This window comes from Thermopolyspora sp. NPDC052614 (assembly GCF_040678635.1).
Taxonomy (GTDB): domain Bacteria; phylum Actinomycetota; class Actinomycetes; order Streptosporangiales; family Streptosporangiaceae; genus Thermopolyspora.
Genome location: NZ_JBFATZ010000003.1, coordinates 342,378 through 362,288, shown reverse-complemented (window position 1 = coordinate 362,288; position 19,911 = coordinate 342,378). Strand labels below are relative to the sequence as shown.

Below are 19,911 nucleotides of genomic sequence, written 5' to 3'. Positions count from 1 at the left end.
GGCTACACCCCTCCGGCGGCGAGATCGCGGAGCAGGTTCTCGGCGCTCGCCCCCGAGCGCCTGGCGGCGCGTTCGCGGCGCAGTTCCCGCTCGATCAGGTCGTGCTTGAGGTCGAGGAAGGTCAGCGGCTCCAGCCGGTCGGCGGCGGCGCGGGCGAGCAGGTCGTGCAGCGACGCCTTGGTGATCGGCCGCCCGCCGAGGCCCGCGATCACGGTGGCCAGGTACGGCCTGGGGCCGTCCGGGGCGATCGCGTCCACGGCGGCGCGCACGTGGTCGGAGACGACGCCGCCGACGCCGACGGCGAGGGTGCGCTCCAGCACGACGACGCGCCGTGGCGCGCGCAGGGCCCGCCGTACCGCCGCGAACGGGAAGGGGCGGAACGTCTTGATCGCGAGCACGCCGACGCGTTCGCCGTGCTCGCGGCGCTCGTCCACGACGTCCTTGAGGGTGCCGAGGACCGAGCCCATCGCGACGACGACGGTCTCGGCGTCGTCGAGGCGGTGGGCGCCGACCAGCCCGCCGCAGTCGCGGCCGAACGCGGCGGCGAACTCGGCCGCCACCTCCGGGATCAGGTCGAGCGCCCGCAGGTGCCGCAGGTGGGCGAGGTAGCGCACCTCGGTGAACGCCTCCGGGCCGACCATCGCGCCGATCGACGCCGGTTCGGCGGGGTCGAGCACCTGACGCGGGACGTACGGCGGCAGGAAGGCGTCCACCTGGTCCTGGCCGGGCAGGTCCACCCGCTCGTACGCGTGGGTGAGCACGAAGCCGTCCATGCACACCATCACCGGCAGCGACAGCTCCTCGGCGACGCGGAACGCCTGGATGTGCAGGTCGAGCGCCTCCTGGTTGTCCTCGGCGTAGAGCTGCAGCCAGCCGGAGTCGCGCTGCGACATCGCGTCGCTGTGGTCGTTCCAGATGTTGATGGGCGCGCCGATCGCCCGGTTCGCCACCGTCATCACGATCGGCAGGCCGAGGCCGCCGGCGTTGTACAGCGCCTCGGCCATGTAGAGCAGCCCCTGGCTGGAGGTGGCGGTGTAGGTGCGCGCCCCCGCGGCGGAGGCGCCGATCGCGGCCGACAGCGCGGCGAACTCCGACTCCACGTTGAGGTACTCGCAGGGCGCGAGCCTGCCGGACTTCACCAGCCGGCTCAGCCCCTCGACGATGTGGGTCTGCGGGGAGATCGGATAGGCGCTGATCACCTCCGGGCGGCACATCGCCACGGACTCGGCGACCGCCTGCGACCCCTCCATCTGCCTAAGCATCGGCGGCCTCCCTCGTCATGAACGTTTCAGCGGCGAGCCCGTCCCGCACGTACGCGTACGCCTCGTCGGCGGCGGCGATGTTGCCCTCGGCCACCCGGCCGGAGAACTTCTCTCTGATCGCGGCCCGCACCGACGCGGGCGAGATCACCCCGCTGAGCGCGGCGAAGCCGCCGAGCAGCACGGCGTTCGGAAGCGGCCGGCCCAGATGCTTGCGGGCCAGCTCGGTCGCGGGCACCGCGCGCACCCGCTCCGGGCGCGGTCGGGCCAGGATCCCGGCGTGGTCGCCGCCGAGTTCCCCGCCGAGTTGATGCAGGTCACGGGTGGTGTTGATGAGCACGTACGCGTCCGGGCCGACGCCGTCGAACACGTTGATCTGGCGCAGCAGCGTGGCGTCCTGAATGATCAGGGCGTCGGGATGGGCGATCGGCTCGCGTACCCGGATCGGTTTGTCGTCGATGCGGCAGAACGCCACGACGGGGGCTCCGGTGCGCTCGGAGCCGAACGTGGGGAACGCCTGGGCGTGCCGGTTCTCAAGGAACGCGGCGATGGACAGCAGCTCGGCCGCGGTGACGACGCCTTGGCCGCCTCGACCGTGAATTCGCACCTGGAACACGGTTTTCTCCCTGAACGTCGTCCTGGCTTTGGTCTATACCGGTGGGGGGCCGGGGATCAGGGTCGAACGTCCCGGTTCAGCAGGGCTTCAAGGCCCGATATATGGACCTTCGGCCCTCCGCAAGGTACTGATCGAAGGCGAATGCTGAGATATGGGCCTTTGTGTCCAAATACCGCACAGAGCAGTCAAACGAGAGGGGCACCATGGTCGCGATCAGGGTCGGGGTCGGCAGAGAGACGGCACCGGGCGAGCAGCGCGTCGCGCTCGTTCCCGACGCCGTCGGCCGCCTGCGAGAGCTGGGCCTTGAGATAGTCGTCGAGTCGGGCGCGGGCACCGCCGCCTGGCATCCCGACAGCGCGTACGGCGAGGCCGGCGCGGAGGTCGTCTCCAAGGCCGAACTGTACGAACGAGCGGACGTCATCGTCACCGTGCGGCGGCCGGACACCGCCGCCCTGCGGGCCGGCCAGGCCGTCATCGGCATGCTGCGCCCTTTCGCCGACCCCGGCTACGTGCGTGAGCTCGCCGTCGCCGGGGTCACCGCCATCGCCTTCGAGGGCCTGCCGCGTACCCTCAGCGCCGCGCAGACCATGGACGCGATGAGCTCCCAGGACAACATCGCCGGCTACAAGGCGGCCGTGCTCGCCGCCGACACCTACGGCCGGTTCTTCCCCCTGCTCGTCACCGCGGCCGGAACCGCCCGTCCCGCGCAGGTGCTCGTGCTCGGCGCCGGCGTCGCCGGCCTGCAGGCCATCGGCACCGCGCGCCGCCTCGGCGCGGTCGTCACCGGCTACGACATCCGCCCCGAGGCCGAGGGCGAGATCACCTCCCTCGGCGCCCAGTTCCTGCGGCTGAGCGCCGGACCCGAGGGCTCCGGCCAGGGCGGATACGCCCGCGCGCTCACCGAGGAGGAGCAGCGGGCCCAGCAGGAGGAGCTGGTGCGGCACATCTCCCGGCAGGACGTCGTCATCACCACCGCGCGGGTCCCCGGCCGCCGCCCGCCGGTGCTCGTCACCGAGGCCGCCGTCAAGGGCATGCGGGCCGGATCGGTCGTCGTCGACATGGCCGCCAGCGACCTGGGCGGCAACGTCGAGGGCTCCCGACCCGGCGAGACGATCGTCACCGACGGCGGCGTCACCGTCGTCGGCGCGTCCGAGCTGGCCGCCGCGATGCCGGCCGCCGCCTCGACCGCGTACTCCAGCAACGTCCGGGCGCTCCTCGGCCACCTGGTGCGCGACGGCGCCCTCGTCATCGACACCGACGACCCCATCCAGGCCGGGGTCGTCCTCACCCACGCGGGCGAGATCGTCCACCCGGCGTTCGGAGGTGCGTCGTGAGCGCGGAGTTCCTCACCGACCTGACCGTTTTCACGCTGAGCCTCCTGGTCGGCTTCGAGGTGATCAGCAAGGTGCCGACCACCCTGCACACCCCGCTGATGTCGGCGGCCAACTCCATCCACGGCATCGTCCTGGCCGGCACCATCCTCATCGCGGCCAGCGCCAACGACCTCGCCGGCTACGTGATCGCCTTCGTCGCCTGCGCGTTCGCCGCGATGAACGTCGTCGGCGGCTACGTGGTCACCGACCGCATGCTGGAGATGTTCAAGCCCCCGGCCGCCCGCGCCGCCGTCACCTCCTCCTCGTCCTCCTCTAAGGAGGTGGCCCGGTGAGCACCTTCGACACCGTCATCCGGCTCGTCTACCTGGCCGCCGCGACCCTCTTCGTCATCGGCCTGCACCTGATGAACTCCCCGGTCACCGCCCGGCGCGGCAACCTGCTCTCCGGCGCGGGCATGACCGGCGCGATCCTCGCCACGGTCGCCGTGCTGATCGAGGCGGGCTCGGTCGGCGTGACCGCCTGGCTCGTGGTCGTCGCCGGCACCGCCGTCGGCAGCGTCGCCGGGCTCGTCGCCGCCCGCCGCGTCCGCATGACCGCGATGCCGCAGCTCGTCAGCCTCTTCAACGCGGCCGGAGGCGGCGCCGCCGCCCTCGTCGCCGTGCACGACTTCACGCACGCCGCCGGATCCCACGGCGTGCAGGTGTCGATCCCGCTCGCCCTCGACGTGCTGATCGGCGCGGTCACGTTCTCCGGCTCGCTGATCGCCTCCGGCAAGCTGCACGGCTGGGTGCCCGGCCAGCCCATCCTGTTCCCCGGCTCCCGCGCCGTCACCATCGTCGCCGCCGCCGTGATGGCGGTCGCCACGGTCATGGTCGCGGCCGACTCCGGCGGGCTCGCCGCCCTGGTCGTGCTCGGCGTCGCCGCGCTCGTCTTCGGCGTCACCATGGTCCTGCCGATCGGCGGGGCCGACATGCCGGTCGTGATCTCCCTGCTCAACGCCTTCACCGGCACCGCCGTCGCGATGGCCGGCTTCGTCATCGGCAACACCGTCCTCATCACCGCCGGCGCCCTGGTCGGCGCCTCCGGCGCGATCCTCACCAAGCTCATGGCCGACGCCATGAACCGGTCGATCGGCAACATCATGATCGGCGGCTTCGGCACCGGCGACGCCACCGCCGCGATCGCCGCCGACGGCGGCGGCCAGGTCCGCACGCTGTCCGCCGACGACGCCGCCATCCAGCTCGCGTACGCCTCCAAGGTCGTCATCGTCCCCGGGTACGGCCTCGCCGCCGCCCAGGCCCAGCACCAGGCGCAGGAGCTCGCCGCCCTGCTGGAGTCCCGCGGCGTCGACGTCTCCTACGCCATCCACCCGGTGGCGGGCCGCATGCCCGGCCACATGAACGTCCTGCTCGCCGAGGCGAACGTGCCCTACTCCCAGCTCAAGGAGATGGAGGAGATCAACCCCGAGTTCCCCCAGGTGGACGTGGCCCTCGTCATCGGCGCCAACGACGTCACCAACCCCGCCGCCCGCCGCCCCGGCTCGGCGATCTCCGGCATGCCCATCCTCGACGTCGATAAGGCCAAGAGCGTCATCGTCGTCAAGCGCTCCATGGGGCACGGGTACGCGGGCATCGACAACGAGCTGTACACCGACCCGAAGACCGGCATGTACTTCGCCGACGCGAAGAAGGCCCTGTCGGAGATGACCGCGGCCGTCAAGGTCCTTGTCGGTTAAGGAGTCGGTTGACCAAAAGGTGTCACGACGATCTCGCGGCGCCCGGCCGCGCCTCCCGCCACAGCCTTCCGGCGGGATCCGCGGCCGGGCGCCGGTGCACCGGCGCCTTGTAGCGGCGGGTCCCCCTCGGCGGTCGGCGGCGATCAGCGGAGCCGTCTGCGGTACGGCGACGGCGGCGCGGGCAGCGGCGCGAGGCGAAGGCGCACATCCACCGCGACCGCGCCGCGCGGGGTGACCATCACGGGGTTGAGATCGAGCTCGGCGGCCTCGGGGACCTCGTCGAGGAACCGGGCCACGCGGACGATCTGCTCCTCCAGCGCGGCCACGTTCACCTCCGGACGCCCCCGATACCCGCACAACAGCGGATAACAGCGCAGCTCACGAAGCATCTCCGCGGCGTCCCCACGAGTGACCGGGGGGACGCGGAACGCGCGGTCGGTGAGGAGCTCGGCGGTGAGGCCGCCCATGCCGACCATGATCAGAGGGCCGAACGAGGGATGCTCGACGCCGCCGATGATGATCTCGACGCCGTCCTCGGCCATGCGCTGGACGATCGCGCCGGTCATGGCGGGGCCGACGCGCTCGGCCATCTCCCGGTACGCGCGGGCGACATCGGACTGCGTCGCGAGGCCGAGGGCGACGCCGCCGACATCGCTCCTGTGCACCAGCTCCGGGCCGGTCGCCTTCACCGCGGCGGGCAGCCCGGTCAGGCCGGCGGCCTCGGCGGCGCTCTCCGGCCCGTCCACGCCGATCGACTCGGCCACGTGCACGCCGTAGCAGGCCAGCAGCCGCGACGCGGTGTGATGGTCCAGCCAGCGTCCGCCCGGGTGCTCGGCCAGCTCCTGCCGTACGATCGCGGACGCCCCCTGGTCCCGCCGCCACGAGCCGGCCTCGGCGACCCCGGCGACCCCGGCGGCGGCGGCCGGGCGCTCGCGGCGCCGCACGTAATCCACGACCCGGCTCAGCGCCAGCACCGCCTCCTCGGGAAAGGCGTAGGTCGGCGTGCCCCCGATCGGCGGCCCGTCGTGCCCGAGCACGCAGACGAGCACCGGCTTGGCCGCGCCCCGCGCCGCCTCGGCGATCGCCCGGCAGGTCGGCTCCCTGCCGGACCCGAACGGCGGCGTGTAGACGACCACGACGGCGTCCACCCCGGGATCGGCGAGCACGGTCTCCACCGCGGCGGCGATCCGCTCGGCGGGCGCGTCCCCGGTCAGATCCACCGGGTTCGCCACCGCCGCGGCCGGGCCCGCGTCCCGGCGCAGCCGCGCCCGGGTCGGCTCCGACAGCTCGGGCACGACGAGGCCGCCGCGCTCGCAGGCGTCGGCGGTGAGCGCCTCCGGGCCGCCGGAGTTGCCGACGATCGCGACCCGCGGCCCGGCGGGCAGCGGGGCGCCGGTGAGCAGCAGCGCCGTGTCCAGCAGCTCCCGCGCGGTCTCGACCCGGATCACCCCGGCGGCGGTCAGCAGCGCGTCCACGGCGGTGTCGGGCGTCGCGGCGGCGGCGGTGTGCGAGCGCACGGTCCGGTCGCCGGAGCCGCCGCGCCCGCTCTTCAACACGATCACCGGTTTGCGCGCCGCCAGCCGCCGCGCGATCCGGCCGAACCTGCGCGGGTTGCCGAAGGACTCCAGGTAGAGCGCGACCACGCCGGTCTCCGGGTCGTCCTCCCAGTATTCGAGCAGGTCGTTGCCGCTCACGTCGGCCTTGTTGCCGGTGGAGACGAACGAGGAGACGCCCATCCCCAGCTCGGCGGCCCGCCCGATCAGCGCCACCGCGAGCGTGCCCGACTGCGACATCAGCCCGAGCCGCCCGCGCGGCGGCACGCCGGGCAGCACGCCCGCGTTGAGCCGCGCCGCGGCGTTGGCCACGCCCAGGGAGTCGGGGCCGACCAGGCGCATGCCCGCGTCCCGGCAGATCCGCAGCAGCGCGGCCTCCCGCTCTGGCTCGCCCGCCTCGGCGAAGCCCCCGCTCATCACCACCAGGCCCTTGACGCCCGCCGCCGCGCACTCCCGCGCCACGCCGAGCACGGCCCGCGCGGGCGTCGCCACCACGGCCAGGTCGACCGGCCCGGGAACATCCCCGATCTTGGCATGGGCCTTCAGGCCGCACAGGACGTCCGCCCGCGGGTTGACCGGGTAGATCGGTCCGGGGAAGCCGCCGTCCACGAGATTGCGCAGCACCCGGTGGCCGATGCCGCCCGGGTCCCGCCCGGCCCCGACGACCGCGACCGAGGCGGGGGACAGCAGCGGGGTCAGCGACGCGACCGCGGCCTCGTGCTCGCGCGCCTCAAGGGCCGCGAGCAGCGTCGGCGTGGGTTCGAGGATGACGCGGATGCGCATCTGCCCGTCCGCGTACCGCTGCTCGACGCTCAGCCCGAGATCCCGCAGCACGCGGATCATCGTCCGGTTCTCGGCCAGCACGTCCGCGACCAGCTCGCGCACCCCGGACGCGGCGGCGCTCACCGCCAGATGCTCCAGCAGCAGCGTGCCAAGCCCGTGCCCGTGCACCGAGTCGTCGAGCAGGATCCCCACGTCGGCGTCGCCCCCGGAGGGGCCGGGAATGTACTCGGCGACCGCCACCAGCCGCCCCCGCATGAGCGCCACCAGCGCGCGTCCGGCGTAGCCGGGGCCGGTGATGCGGTCCACGTACGCGTGCGCGGTGGCCCGGCCCCCGCTGAAGAACCGCAGGAACGCGGACCGCTCGGAGGTCGATTCGACCAGCCGGTGCAGCGCCTCGCGGTCGTCGGCGCGCAGCGGCCGCAAGTGCGCGATGCCGCCGTCGCGCAACAGCACGTCGCACTCGTCGGGCACCGTTCGTCTCATGGTGCCACTGTGATCGATCCGCCCGCCGCGCCCAAGGGTCCTTGTGCCCGCCGCGCCGGGACCGTCGGCTCTACCTCCCCCGTACGGCCGCCGGAACGATGAGATCGTCGGACACTACCTTGGAGGATCAATGACAGTCCGCGTTGGGATCAACGGTTTCGGACGGATCGGCCGAGCGGTGCTCCGCCGCGCCCTGAACGCCGATGTCGAGATCGTCGCGATCAACGACATCACCGACGCCGCGACGCTGGCGCATCTGCTCAAGCACGACTCGACGTACGGCGTCCTCGGCGCGGAGGTCGCCGCCGGGCCCACGTACCTTGAGGTGAACGGGCGGCGCATCCCCGTCACGGCGCACCGCGACCCGGCGGAGATCGACTGGGCGGCGTACGGCGCCGACGTCGTCGTCGAGTCCACCGGCAGGTTCCGCACCCGCGACGCCGCCGCGCTGCACCTCAAGGGCGGCGCGAAGAAGGTCGTCATCTCCGCCCCCGGCAAGGGCGTGGACGTCACGATCGTCCCCGGCGTGAACGACGCCGCCTACGACACCACCCGGCACGAGGTCATCTCCCTGGCCTCCTGCACGACCAACTGCGTCGCCCCCATGATCAAGGTGCTGCACGAGAACTTCGGCATCGTCAAGGGCTACATGACCACCGTGCACGCCTACACCGGCGACCAGCGGCTGCTCGACGCCCCGCACAAGGACCCCCGCCGCGCCCGCTCCGCCGCCGTGAACATCGTGCCCACCACCACCGGCGCCGCCCGCGCCGTCGGCCTCGTGCTCCCCGAGCTGGCCGGAAAACTGGACGGCGTCGCGCTGCGCGTCCCCGTCGAGGACGGCTCCCTCACCGACCTGACCGTCGTCGTCACCCGCGAGACCACCGCCCAGGAGGTCAACCAGGCCTTCGCCGACGCCGCCGCCGGCCCGCTGAAGGGCGTGCTCAAGTACAGCGACGGCCCGCTGGTCTCCCGCGACATCGTCGGCGACGCCTCCTCCTGCGTGTTCGACTCCCCGCTCACCCAGGCGGACGGGACGCTGGTGAAGGTCTTCGGCTGGTACGACAACGAGTGGGGCTACGCCTGCCGGCTCACCGAGATGGCCGTGCGCGTCGGGCGCGAACTGTAGTCCCGCACCGGGCAGGACGAACGCCGGGAGGAGGCGAATCAGATGCGAGGCATGTGGTCACAGGTGATGCTGCGCGTGCGGCTATACCGGCCGGACCGCAACCCCCTGCGACGCCGCTCGGACCGGATCGAGGCGCTGTCCCTCGCCCTCTCCGTGCTGCTGTTCACCGTCGGCCTGGTGCTCGCCCCCGTGTTCGGCCACATGGTGTACGACGAGGGGGTCCGGGCGGAGCGCTCCGGGCACTGGGTGGCGGCGCGCCTGGAGCAGGACGCGCCGGCGTTCACCCTGGTCGCGTACGAGGGCACCGGAGGGCTGCCGCGCGTCAAGGCCACCTGGACCGGGGCCGACGGACGCCCGGTGACCCGCCAGGTGCCGGTGGCGTGGGGCGCGAAGGCCGGAACCGTCACCCGGGTGTGGATGAACGAGTCCGGCCAGGTGGCCGACCCTCCGCGCCGCGACGAGACCGTGGCCCGCGCGGTCGCGGTCGGCCTTGTCGCGGCCCTGCTGACCGGCGGCGTCGCGGCCGCCGCCCACGCGACCGTCCGCGGCCTGCTCAACCGCCACCGGTACGCCGACTGGGCCTCCGCCTGGCTCACCGCGGACCAGCGGTGGCGCCGCCGCCGCCAGACGTGAGCGCCGGACGTGAGCGCCGGACGTGAGCGCCGGATGTGAGGCCGGACGTGATCCGATGGGCGGATAGTCGACCGAATGCCCCGGATGGCAGACTTTCGAGTATGGCCGATGGCAAGGGGCACTCTTTCATGCCGCACATGCGCCTGGACGAGCTGCTCGCCGAGCTCCAGGTGCGGCTCGAGGCCGTCCTCGCCACCCGGGACCGGGTGCACGCACTGCTCGACGCCGTCGTATCGGTCGGCAGCGACCTGGACCTGGAAACGGTGCTGCGCCGCATCGTGGAGACGGCCACCACGCTCGTGGACGCCGGCTACGGCGCGCTCGGCGTCATCGGACAGGAGCGCACGCTCGTCCAGTTCATCCCGGTCGGTCTGACCGAGGAGGAGATCGCCCGCATCGAGCACTGGCCACACGGGCTCGGCCTGCTCGGCCTGCTGATCAAGGAGCCCGCGCCGCTGCGGCTCAACGACATCTCCGAGCACCCCGAGTCGTACGGCTTCCCGCCCGGCCACCCGACGATGCGGTCGTTCCTCGGCGTACCGCTGCGGGTGCGCGACGAGGTGTTCGGCAACCTGTACCTCACCGAGAAGCGCGGCGGCGGCGGCTTCGACGAGGACGACGAGGCGATCGTCGTCGCGCTCGCGACCGCCGCGGGCGTGGCCATCGAGAACGCCCGCCTGTACGAGGAGACCCGCCGCAGGGAGACCTGGCTGCGCGCCTCGACCGAGATCGTCACCAGCCTGCTGTCGGGCACCGAGTCCGAGGAGGTGCTCACGTTCATCGCGCGGCGGGCGCGGGAGATGGCCGACGCGGACGTGGTGGCCGTGCTCATGCCCGACGAGGAGGGCGAGCACCTGTGCGTGGCCGACGCCGAGGGGCCCGCCGCCGACCGCGTCGAGCGCGACAAGGTGCCGATCGTCGGCTCGCTCAGCGGCACCGCCTGGACCAGGGACGAGCCGGTGATGGTGACGAGCCTCGCCGACGGCGGAATCATCTCGGTGTTCGGCGCGCACATCGGCCCGGCCGCCTCGGTGCCGCTCGGCGCGGGCGGCTCGGCCGCGCGAGGCGTACTCGCGCTGGGCAAACGCTCCGGCCGCCTCCCGTTCAGCCAGGCCGAACTGACCATGCTGCACGCCTTCGCCGGCCAGGCGGCGATCGCCCTTGAACTCGCCGAGCGACGCAGGGACGCCGAGCGCCTCGGCCTGCTCGAGGACCGCGACCGCATCGCCAAGGACCTGCACGACGTGGTGATCCAGCGCCTGTTCGCGGTCGCGATGACGCTGATGAGCACGGTCCGCCTGGTGGAGCGGCCGGAGGCCTCGCAGCGGCTGCAGAGCGCAATCGACGAACTGGACGAGACGATCCGGCAGATCCGCTCCACCATCTTCGCCCTGCAGACGCCCCGCGACGCCGCCGCGCCGAGCCTGCGCTCCCAGGTCGTCGAACTGGTCGAGGACGCCCGCGGACACCTGGGCTTCATGCCCGGCCTCAAACTGGAGGGCCCGCTCGACAACCAGGTGCCACCGGAGATCGCCGAGCATCTGCTCGCCGTACTGCGAGAGGCCCTGTCCAACGCGGTACGCCACGCCAAGGCCTCGCACATCGACGTCTCGGTGCGCGCCGATGGCGGCACGCTGACGTTGCGGGTGGACGACAACGGGGTCGGCCCGTCCGGGGACGGCCGCCGCAGCGGCCTGCGCAACATGCAGGAACGCGCCGAAAACCTCGGCGGCAGCTTCGCGTTCGGCCCCGGCCGAGACCGCGGCGCGTCACTGCGGTGGAGCGTGCCACTGCGCTAGCGCCCGGCGAACCGGGCGGTCGGCCCAGGCGGTGGTCTCGCCGTCCGTTCATCCTCGTCGATCCAAAAGGCCACTGGAGAGGGGCCGAAGTGCCCTGGGTTCGCGTCCGGCCCGGGACGACCCTGTGGGGAGAAGGCCTCGGGGGCAGGGGACGCCCTGTGCGGGGGACCTGGGGCCGGCCGATCCAGCCGTGCCGTCGATCCGAGGTGACATGTGATCACTACGACGCGTGAGGAGGCCGACGCCGGTCAGGCACTGCGCACGCTGCGGCCTCACGAGGTCTTCGGCGCGCTCGGCTCGTCGCCCCGCGGGCTGACGGAGGCGGAGGCGGCGCGGCGGCTCGCCGTACAGGGGCGCAACGAGCTGCCGGTGTCGCGGCGGGCCTCGCTCGTGGTGCGGTTTCTCGCCCAGTTCACCGATCTGTTCGCCGTGGTGCTGCTGGTGGCGGCGTGCGTCACCGCGCTGGCGTACTCGCTGGGGGAACCGCCCGAGGTGGGATATCTGCAGCTCACCGTGGCGATTCTCGCCGTGGTGCTGCTGAACGCGGTGATCGGCGTCATTCAGGAGCACATGGCCGAGCGCACCGCCGAGGCGTTGGAGGCGATGGTGCCGCACCGGGCGCGGGTGCTGCGCGAGGGGCGGTGGACCGAGGTGCCGGCCGCCGAGCTCGTCACCGGGGACGTGGTGATCCTGGAGGCGGGGGATGCGGTGTCGGCCGACTGCCGGGTCGTCGAGGCGCACGAGCTGACGGTCAACAACATGGCGCTGACCGGGGAGAGCGAGCCGGTCGTGCGTACGGCCGAGCCGGTGCCGGCGGACTCGGCGCCGCTGGAGTCCCGCAACCTGGTGTGGATGGGGACCACGGTCGCCGGGGGCACGGGCAAGGCGGTCGTGACGGCCACCGGGGCGGCGACCGAGTTCGGGCGGATCTTTCGGCTGACGGCGGAGGGCGAGCCGGGGCGCAGCCCGCTGCAGCGCCAGGTGGCGGTGATGGCGCGGCGGATCGCCCTCATGGCGTTCGCGTTCGGCGCGCTCATGTTCGCCGTACGGCTCCCGCAGGGCGAGTCGCTGGTGGAGACGTTCATCTTCGCCCTCGGGGTGATGGTGGCGCTCGTGCCCGAGGGGCTGCCCGCCACGTTGTCGGTGGCGCTCGCGATCGGGGTGCGGCGGATGGCCCGCCGCGACGCGCTGGTCAAGAAGCTGGTCGCGGTGGAGTCGCTCGGGTCCACCACGGTCATCTGCACCGACAAGACCGGGACACTCACCAAGGCCGAGATGACCGTGCAGACGGTGTGGGCCGCCGGGCGTACGCATCGGGTGACCGGCGTCGGGTACGCGCCGACGGGGGAGGTGGCGGACCCCGGGCCGATCCGGGGGCTGCTGCTGGCCGCGGCGTTGTGCTGCGACGCCCGGCTGCTGCCGCCCGAAGGGCGGGAGGGGTGGCGGGTGCTCGGCGACACCACCGAGGGGGCGCTGCTGGTCGCCGCGGCGAAGGCCGGCCTCGACGTCGCCGCCGAGCAGGCCCGGCTGCCCCGGGTGGGCGAGTTCCCGTTCGACTCCTCGCGCAAGCTCATGAGCACGCTGCATCGGAGGGACGGCGGCATCCGGGTCTGCGTGAAGGGCGCGCCCCAGGAGCTGCTGGCCCGATGCACGCACATCCTCGGGCCGGACGGGGGCGTCGGCGAGCTGGACGACGCCGCGCGCCGTCGGGTGCTTGAGGCCAACGACGCGATGGCCCGCTCCGCGCTGCGCGTGCTCGGCGTCGCCGTACGGGATCTGGACGACCGGGACCGGTCGCCGGAGCGGGAGGAGGCGGAGCGCGGGCTCACGCTGCTCGGCCTGGTCGGCATGCTCGACCCGCCGCGGCCCGAGGTGATCGCGGCGGTGGCCGAGTGCCGCCGGGCCGGGATCCGGATCGTCATGGTCACCGGCGACCACGCGCTCACCGCCGAGGCGATCGCCCGCCGGGTCGGCATCGTGACCGGCGGGGCGCCCCGCACCGTGACCGGCGGCGAGCTGGACGGCATGAGCGACGCCGAGCTGCGCGACCTGCTGGCGCGGCCGGGCGAGGTGCTGTTCGCCAGGGTCGCGCCCGAGCACAAGATGCGCGTGGTGGCCGCGTTCAAGGACCTCGGCGAGGTGGTGGCGGTCACCGGGGACGGGGCCAACGACGCGCCCGCGCTGAAACGCGCCGACATCGGCGTCGCGATGGGGCGGTCCGGGACGGAGGTGGCCCGCCAGGCCGCGGTCATGGTGCTGCTCGACGACTCGTTCGCGTCGATCGCGGCGGCCGTGGAGCTGGGCCGGTCCGTCTACCAGAACATCCGCAAGTTCCTCATCTACGTGTTCTCCTCCAACATCGGGGAGCTGGCGCCGATCGTGGTCGCCACGCTCGCCGGATTCCCGCTGGTGCCGCTCAGCGCCGTACAGATCCTCGCCGTCGACCTGGGGTCGGACGTGATGCCCGCGCTGGCGCTGGGCGCGGAACCGCCCGAGCGCGGGGTCATGGACGCCCCGCCGCGCAGCCGCCGCAAGACGCTGTTCTCGCTCGCCACGCTGCGCCGGATCCTGTTCCTCGGCGGCATCCAGGCCGCCGGGGTGATCGCGCTGTTCTTCTGGAAGATCGGCGGCGCGGGGCTGCCGTTCGACGCGTTCACCCCGGACGATCCGGTGTACCGGGAGGCGATCACCCTGGTGCACGCCGGCATCGTGGTGAGCCAGTTCTTCAACTCGCTGACCATACGCAGCGAACGCGACAGCGTCTTCGCCGTCGGCCTGCTGACCAACCGGAACCTGCTCGCGGCGGGCGCGCTCGGGATCTCGTTCATGTGCGCCGTCAGCTACTGGCCGCCGCTGCAGACCCTGTTCAACACCGCGCCGCTGTCGCTCCAGGACTGGGCGCTGCTCCTGGCGACCGGCGCGCTCGTACTCGTGGGCGACGAGATCCGCAAGGCCGTGATCCGCCGTCGGAAGGGAGGGACGACATGAAAGCGATCATCATGGGATGCGGGCGCGTCGGCTCGAGCCTCGCCCGGCAGCTCGCCGTCGACGGACACGACGTCCGCGTGCTCGACCGCGACCCGGAGAGCCGGGAGCTGCTGCCCACCGGGTTGGCCGGGCGGCTGCTCATCGGCAACGGCTACAACCGGGCGCTTCTGGAGGAGGCGGGCATCGCTCGGGCCGACGCCTTCGTCGCGGTGACCTCGGGGGACAACACCAACATCGTCGGCGCCCGCATCGCCAAGGAGGACTACCGGGTGCCGCACGTCGTCGCCCGCATCTACGATCCCCGGCGCGCCGACATCTACAGCGACCTCGGCGTCGTCACCGTCGCGAGCGTACGCTGGACGGTCACCCGGATGCGGGAGATCCTGCTCCACCGCGACCTCGCGCCGCAGGCCGTCTTCGGTAACGGCGAGACCGTCCTGGTACGGGAGACCCTGCCCGCGTGGCTCGCCGACCGGCCGCTGGGCGAGCTGGAGGTCGACGGCGAGATCCGGGTGGTCGCGGTGACCCGGGTCGGGCACTCCTTCCTGCCCGGCCCCCACACCCTCGCGCGGGCCGGCGACGAGGTGAGCTTCGCCGTCGCGGCCGGCTCACTGGGACGGCTGAGCGCGTTTCTCGGCAAGGAGCTGGGCATATGAGGATTCTCATCGCGGGCGCCGGACGCCTCGGCGAGCAGGCCGCGTACCTGCTGTCCGGCGTCGGGCACCAGATCACCGTGATCGAGCGCACCCGGGGGCGGCTGGCTGAGCTCGGCGGGCACGACCTGTACCGGCTGGTGCACGGGGACGCCTGCGAGCCGCGGGTGCTGGAGGAGGCGGGCGCGCTCACCGCCGACCTCGTGCTCGCCGCCACCGGGGAGGACGAGGACAACCTCGTCATCGCGCTGCTCGCCAAGCGCACCTTCGCCGTGCCGCGGGTGCTGGCCCGGGTCAACGATCCGGACAACGCCTGGCTGTTCGACGACCGCTGGGGCGTGGACGTGGCCCTGCCCGCCGCCGCGCCGATGGTCTCGCTGGTCGAGGAGGCCGCCGGGGCGTCCGACACGATCGGGGTCGTACGGCTCGCCGCCGCCGGGGTCAACCTGATCGAGACGTGCATCGCCGACACCTCGGCCGCCGTCGGGCGGGCGCTCGCGGACCTGCCGCTGCCGCCGGACGCGCTGGTCGCGGCGGTGATCCACGAGGGGCGTCCCGCCGTACCCGACGCCGCGTACCGGCTCCGGCCCGGCGACACCGTCCTCGTGCTCACCACGACGACCGCGGAGAGCGTGATCCACGACGTGTTCCAGTCGGCCTCCCCGTCCCGATGATCCTGGTCCGGTCGCGGCACGCTCGCCGGGCGAGATCGCGTGGCAGGGTGACCACATGGACTCCGGTTACGAGATTTATGTGCCGCCGGGTTTCGACGACTCGGAGGCGGACGCCCAGGTGCATGCGATCGCCCGGCTGTTCTTCCCCGGAAAGACCCAGGCGGAGGCGTTCGGGAAGGCCGAGGAGTGGCTGAGCGCGAACCGCGTGCTGGTGACGGCGGTGTCGGGGGACTACCTGCTCGGCGAGGACGAGCCCTTCCACCTGGCCATCTACTTCCGGTTCCTGGAGGAGGACGAGCCCGATCCGCGGTAGCGGGCCGGGCTTCGCTCGCCAGGGCGGCGGCCTTGCGGGGGCCTGTTCGACGATGCGCTCGGCGTCCCGCTCCGCCTCGGCGCGGATGGCGTCGCACTCGTGGCGCGTCTCGGCGAGAGCGGCGAACACCGGCTCATGCTCGGCCGTTCCGGTGGCGGCGTAGTCGGCGGGAACCTCAGCCGGAGTGGCCACCCTGGGGACACCGGGGCGGCAGGAAGCGTTCGGGGAAGTCGCTCGACCGTGGCACGGTTCACCTCCGGGATGTCAGGTCATCCCAAGGCCCACGCCCATCAGGCGGGCGTTCGAAGGTCGTGAGGGCGAGTCGTGAGGTGCCGGGGCCACGGCATCCGCCGGGTGGGCGCATGGGCCGCGTCGGGTGGGTAGGGGAGAGGTGTCGCCGCCCCGAGCGGCGGTGAAAAGGCGGGAATCGAATCGAAACCAGTGATGTTTCACTGAATACCGGATACGCGGATAAGCCGAAGGTTTCACCCGGGGCGAAAATCCACGCGCCGGCGAGGACAACCGGGCCTTGGCGCGATTCCCCATCGTTCTCATGCTCCCGTCGGCCGTTTCTGGCCAAGGTCCCGGAAAATACGGCGGAACGCCTCTGCCGTACGGGAGCGGAAGGTCCGAGTGTGATGTTATGAAACAAAGTCTACGCCTCGGACGCGTGGCCGGTGTCCCCGTCGGGGTGCACTGGTCGGTGCTGGTGATCGGCGTGCTCATCGGGATGAGCCTGGGCGGCGTGATCATGCCGGAGGCGTTCCCGGGACAGCCCACGGCGCTCTACGTCCTGATGGCGACGCTGACGGTGGTGCTCTTCCTCGGCTCGCTGCTCGCGCACGAACTCGCGCATGCCGTGGTGGCGCAGCGGCGCGGCCTGCCGGTGAGGTCGATCACGCTGTGGCTGTTCGGCGGCATGGCCGAGCTGGAGGGCGAGGCCAGGACGCCGCGCCACGAGCTGGAGACGGCCGCCGCCGGTCCGCTCACCAGCCTCGCCTTCGCGGTCGCGTCCTTCCTGGTCGCGGTCGCGCTGCCTGGGCCCGAACTGCTCGTGGTCGGGCTGACGTGGCTGGCGTACATGAACGTGCTGCTCGCCGTCTTCAACATGCTGCCCGGCGCGCCGCTGGACGGCGGACGGGTGCTGCACGCGGTGGTGTGGTGGAAGACGAAGAGCCGGGCGCGGGCCGACCAGATCGCCTCGACCTCCGGGCAGGTGCTGGGCGTGGCCCTCATCGTCGCGGGCGTCGGGCAGATCTTCTTCTTCGGCTCGTCCGGCGGGTTCTGGACGATGATCATCGGCTGGTTCCTCGCCGGCGCCGCGCGGAGCGAGCGGGTGGCCTCGGCGGCCCGTGAGGGTCTCGGCGGCGTCCTGGTCCGGCACGTGATGACGAGTCCGCCCGAGGTGGCCCCCTCCTGGGCGACGGTCGAGGACTTCGTCGCGACGACGGCCCTGCACTCGCGCCAGGCCGTGTTCGTGGTCGTCGACTTCGAGGGCCGGCCCGTCGGCTACGTGTCCCTCGACTGGATGGCCGCGCTCCCGTACGGCGCCCGCGCCACCACCCGGGTGTCGACGCTCGCCCGCCCCGTCCCCCCGGAGAACGTGGTCGCCCCCGACGAGGAGGCCTCGGTCCTGTTCACCAAGCGGGCGCTGCCCGGCCAGGTCATCGCGCTCGTCTCCGACGAGGGCCGCGCCGTGGGCATCGTCACCACCGCCGACCTCACCCGCGCCATGCGGCAGGCGATGCTCCGCCAGCCCGTCTGATCGCCGCTCCGCGAGCCGATCGGCTCGGACCACCTGATCGTGGTCCGAGCCTTTTTCGTCTCGGCCGTCTCCTTCCGCGGAGCCGATCGGAGACGGCGCATCGGCTCGGCCGTAGCCGATGCTCCGCCTGAATTTTCCAGTCCGGGTGTTGTTGCTTCTCCGGTTTCGTCCCCGTACACGTCATTTGGCATGACTGAAGAAGGCCGCCCGAGTTGAATGCCCAGATTTGTGATGTTGATCCCGCCCAGGACGGCGCGTGACCCGGCATGCTGGGAAGCACGTGATCAACGACCGGTGGCGCCACGGGTGGCGTCGGAAGGGAATAGCGGGATGGCCATCACCAAGGAAGAGATACGGGTACGCGGAGCCGAACTCGGCGATCTGATCAGACGCGTCATCCACGAGGGCAACGTTCGCCGCGTCATCATCAGGGACGCCCGCGGCCGTACGGTCCTGGAGATCCCCGTCACCCTCGGCGTGGTCGCCTTCGTCACCGCCCCCATGCTCACCGCCGTCGGCACCCTGGCCGCCCTCGCCATCGAATGGACGATCGTCATCGAGCGCGACGAGCAGCGGGACGCCACCGGGGCGGCGCGCAAGGCATGAGCGACCGCCCCGGCCCCGTGTACGTCCACGGCCATGCCGTGATCAGGGCCTTGATCAGGGCCTTGATCAGGGCCTTGATCAGGGCCTTGATCAGGCGGCCTTCCTGCTCATCTCGGCAGGCACGTCGCGGGTGCGCTCGCGGTACTTGAGCCAGACATAGACGGGGATGCCGCCGATCAGCAGCAGGGTGCCCTTGTAGACGACCTCGTACCCCGAGCCTGCGATGGTCCACAGGGCGTAAACGAAGGCGACGAGGGCGATCGTGGCGTCCAGTGCGAGCCGCCGGCCGGAGAACCGCTCGCGGTCGGTGACCAGGAGCATGAGCTGGGCGGCGGCCGAGTAGGCGTAGGGGATGAGGGTGGTGAGGGTGGCGAGCAGGATCACGAAGTTGAACTGCTCGACGAGACCCGCGTTGTAGTTGAGCAGCAGCAGCCCGGTGACCAGCACGCTGGAGACCACGAGCCCGACGGCCGGGGTGCCCCGGCGGGTCAGCTTGGCGAACATCGCGGGGAACAGGCCGTCGCGGGCGGCGGCCAGCGGCACCTGGCCCTGCAACAGGATCCAGCCGTTGAGCGCCCCGAAGGCGCTGACGATGGCGCCGACCGCGACGGCCGTCCCGGCCCAATCGCCGAACATCGCGGCGGCGGCGTCGGCGAACGGAGCGGTGGAGTCGGCGAGGACATCCCTGGGGATCGCGGCGAACACCGCGACCGTGCCGAGGATGTAGATCACCGCGGTCGCCGCGGTGCCGATGATCGTGGCCCTCGGGATGGTGCGCTCGGGCTCCTCGACGTCCTCGGCGGGTACGGTGGCCGACTCGATGCCGATGAACGCCCACAGTGTCAGCGTCGCGGCGGCGGTCACCGCGCCGAAGGCGCTCTGCTCGGTCGGGTTGAAGGGGGTGAAGTCGGCGACGTCGGCGAAGAACGGCGCGGCCACGGCCAGCCCGACGAGCGGCACGAGCTTGGCGACCGTGGTCACCGCCTGCACCCACCCGCCGTGCCGTACACCCCGCACGTTGATCGCGGTCAGCAGCCAGATCGCGGCCAGGGCGGTCCCGGCCGCCAGCGGCGCGGTGCCGCCGAGGTCCGGCCAGAAGTACGCCAGGTATCCGACGAACGCCACCGCGATGGCGGCGTTGCCGACCCACACCGCGATCCAGTACCCCCAGGCGGTCTGGAAGCCCAGGAAGTCCCCGAAGGCCCTGCGGACATAGGCGTACGGCCCGCCGGTCCTCGGATACGCCCGCGCGAGCCGGGCGAACACCAGGGCGAGCAGCAGGGCCCCGGCCGAGGTCACCGCCCACGCCACCAGGCTGGTGCCGCCGAAGGCGGCCAGCGAGGCGGGCAGCAGGAACACCCCGGAGCCGATCATGTTGCCGACGACGAGCGCGGTCGCCATCCACGGACCCAGCTTCCGGGCGCGCGGCGGGCGATCGGGGCGCGGCAGACGCGTGACGGACATCGTCGTCCTCCTTTCCACGGCCACCACCCCCAGGCAACCCGGTGTCCGGCCGCTTGCCTGCTGGGAGAAGGACATCGCTTTTGCGGGCCTTTGTCCTTCATTGACGGGCGAAGGTTACGTTTCG

At 72.5% G+C, this 19,911-nt stretch carries 16 protein-coding genes; 12 read left to right on the top strand and 4 right to left on the bottom strand.

Going from position 1 to position 19,911, the window contains the following annotated elements; translation table 11 throughout:
• Positions 1-2: 2 nt before the first annotated feature.
• Positions 3-1,262: a transketolase C-terminal domain-containing protein gene (locus tag AB0K60_RS08235; RefSeq protein WP_364049953.1), complete on the bottom strand. Its 1,260-nt coding sequence runs from the start codon at positions 1,260-1,262 to the stop codon at positions 3-5.
• Positions 1,255-1,875: a 2-oxoacid:acceptor oxidoreductase family protein gene (locus AB0K60_RS08230; protein ID WP_364049951.1), complete on the bottom strand. Its 621-nt coding sequence runs from the start codon at positions 1,873-1,875 to the stop codon at positions 1,255-1,257. Before AB0K60_RS08230 ends, AB0K60_RS08235 begins: the two co-directional genes overlap by 8 nt.
• Before the next feature lie 203 nt (positions 1,876-2,078).
• Here AB0K60_RS08230 and AB0K60_RS08225 point away from each other — a divergent pair, with 203 nt between their 5' ends.
• From AB0K60_RS08225 to AB0K60_RS08215, 3 genes are read left to right on the top strand one after another with little or no spacing between them, the layout of a single operon-like run.
• Positions 2,079-3,209: an NAD(P) transhydrogenase subunit alpha gene (locus tag AB0K60_RS08225; protein WP_364049949.1), complete on the top strand. Its 1,131-nt coding sequence runs from the start codon at positions 2,079-2,081 to the stop codon at positions 3,207-3,209.
• On the top strand, positions 3,206-3,541 hold the full coding sequence (locus tag AB0K60_RS08220) for an NAD(P) transhydrogenase subunit alpha (RefSeq protein WP_364049947.1): 336 nt from the start codon (positions 3,206-3,208) through the stop codon (positions 3,539-3,541). The genes AB0K60_RS08225 and AB0K60_RS08220 overlap by 4 nt, the downstream gene beginning before the upstream one ends.
• Entirely contained in the window at positions 3,538-4,944 is a 1,407-nt protein-coding gene (locus tag AB0K60_RS08215) for an NAD(P)(+) transhydrogenase (Re/Si-specific) subunit beta (RefSeq protein ID WP_364049945.1), read from the top strand. The genes AB0K60_RS08220 and AB0K60_RS08215 overlap by 4 nt, the downstream gene beginning before the upstream one ends.
• A gap of 143 nt (positions 4,945-5,087) precedes the next feature.
• On the opposite strand, the gene AB0K60_RS08210 is transcribed toward AB0K60_RS08215, so the two are convergent.
• A complete protein-coding gene (locus AB0K60_RS08210; RefSeq protein ID WP_364049943.1) occupies positions 5,088-7,763 on the bottom strand; it encodes a GNAT family N-acetyltransferase in 2,676 nt (891 codons plus the stop codon).
• 130 nt (positions 7,764-7,893) lie between these two features.
• Here AB0K60_RS08210 and gap point away from each other — a divergent pair, with 130 nt between their 5' ends.
• From gap to AB0K60_RS08165, 9 genes are all read left to right on the top strand, one after another.
• Positions 7,894-8,892, top strand: a complete 999-nt coding sequence (gene gap, locus AB0K60_RS08205) for a type I glyceraldehyde-3-phosphate dehydrogenase (protein WP_364049941.1) — start codon at positions 7,894-7,896, stop codon at positions 8,890-8,892.
• Between the two features lie 42 nt (positions 8,893-8,934).
• A complete protein-coding gene (locus tag AB0K60_RS08200; RefSeq protein ID WP_364049939.1) occupies positions 8,935-9,525 on the top strand; it encodes a hypothetical protein in 591 nt (196 codons plus the stop codon).
• 101 nt (positions 9,526-9,626) lie between these two features.
• Positions 9,627-11,324 carry a GAF domain-containing protein gene (locus tag AB0K60_RS08195; RefSeq protein WP_364049937.1) on the top strand — a complete coding sequence of 566 codons (1,698 nt, stop codon included), beginning with the start codon at positions 9,627-9,629 and terminating at the stop codon, positions 11,322-11,324.
• A 213-nt stretch (positions 11,325-11,537) separates the two neighbouring features.
• On the top strand, positions 11,538-14,312 hold the full coding sequence (locus AB0K60_RS08190; protein ID WP_364049935.1) for a cation-transporting P-type ATPase: 2,775 nt from the start codon (positions 11,538-11,540) through the stop codon (positions 14,310-14,312).
• Complete coding sequence (locus AB0K60_RS08185) at positions 14,309-14,968, top strand: TrkA family potassium uptake protein (protein WP_364049933.1); 660 nt, start codon at positions 14,309-14,311, stop codon at positions 14,966-14,968. Before AB0K60_RS08190 ends, AB0K60_RS08185 begins: the two co-directional genes overlap by 4 nt.
• Positions 14,965-15,639 (top strand): TrkA family potassium uptake protein, encoded by a 675-nt coding sequence (locus tag AB0K60_RS08180; protein WP_364049931.1) that lies wholly within the window; start codon positions 14,965-14,967, stop codon positions 15,637-15,639. Before AB0K60_RS08185 ends, AB0K60_RS08180 begins: the two co-directional genes overlap by 4 nt.
• A 55-nt stretch (positions 15,640-15,694) precedes the next feature.
• Entirely contained in the window at positions 15,695-15,952 is a 258-nt protein-coding gene (locus AB0K60_RS08175) for a hypothetical protein (protein WP_364049929.1), read from the top strand.
• Between the two features lie 670 nt (positions 15,953-16,622).
• Positions 16,623-17,717, top strand: coding sequence for a site-2 protease family protein (locus tag AB0K60_RS08170; protein WP_364049927.1), 1,095 nt, complete (start codon positions 16,623-16,625; stop codon positions 17,715-17,717).
• Between the two features lie 330 nt (positions 17,718-18,047).
• A complete protein-coding gene (locus tag AB0K60_RS08165) occupies positions 18,048-18,323 on the top strand; it encodes a DUF4342 domain-containing protein (RefSeq protein WP_364049925.1) in 276 nt (91 codons plus the stop codon).
• Positions 18,324-18,413: 90 nt separating this feature from the next.
• Here the strand turns inward: AB0K60_RS08165 and AB0K60_RS08160 are convergent, their stop codons facing one another.
• Positions 18,414-19,787, bottom strand: a complete 1,374-nt coding sequence (locus AB0K60_RS08160) for an amino acid permease (RefSeq protein ID WP_364049923.1) — start codon at positions 19,785-19,787, stop codon at positions 18,414-18,416.
• Positions 19,788-19,911 lie beyond the last annotated feature (124 nt).

Coding starts and splice junctions, on each gene's coding strand:
- AB0K60_RS08235 (WP_364049953.1), bottom strand. CDS start 1,262: ATGCTTAGGCAGATGGAGGGGTCGCAGGCGGTCGCCGAGTCCGTGGCG.
- AB0K60_RS08225 (WP_364049949.1), top strand. CDS start 2,079: ATGGTCGCGATCAGGGTCGGGGTCGGCAGAGAGACGGCACCGGGCGAG.
- AB0K60_RS08210 (WP_364049943.1), bottom strand. CDS start 7,763: ATGAGACGAACGGTGCCCGACGAGTGCGACGTGCTGTTGCGCGACGGC.
- gap (WP_364049941.1), top strand. CDS start 7,894: ATGACAGTCCGCGTTGGGATCAACGGTTTCGGACGGATCGGCCGAGCG.
- AB0K60_RS08200 (WP_364049939.1), top strand. CDS start 8,935: ATGCGAGGCATGTGGTCACAGGTGATGCTGCGCGTGCGGCTATACCGG.
- AB0K60_RS08195 (WP_364049937.1), top strand. CDS start 9,627: ATGGCCGATGGCAAGGGGCACTCTTTCATGCCGCACATGCGCCTGGAC.
- AB0K60_RS08185 (WP_364049933.1), top strand. CDS start 14,309: ATGAAAGCGATCATCATGGGATGCGGGCGCGTCGGCTCGAGCCTCGCC.
- AB0K60_RS08180 (WP_364049931.1), top strand. CDS start 14,965: ATGAGGATTCTCATCGCGGGCGCCGGACGCCTCGGCGAGCAGGCCGCG.
- AB0K60_RS08175 (WP_364049929.1), top strand. CDS start 15,695: ATGGACTCCGGTTACGAGATTTATGTGCCGCCGGGTTTCGACGACTCG.
- AB0K60_RS08165 (WP_364049925.1), top strand. CDS start 18,048: ATGGCCATCACCAAGGAAGAGATACGGGTACGCGGAGCCGAACTCGGC.
- AB0K60_RS08160 (WP_364049923.1), bottom strand. CDS start 19,787: ATGTCCGTCACGCGTCTGCCGCGCCCCGATCGCCCGCCGCGCGCCCGG.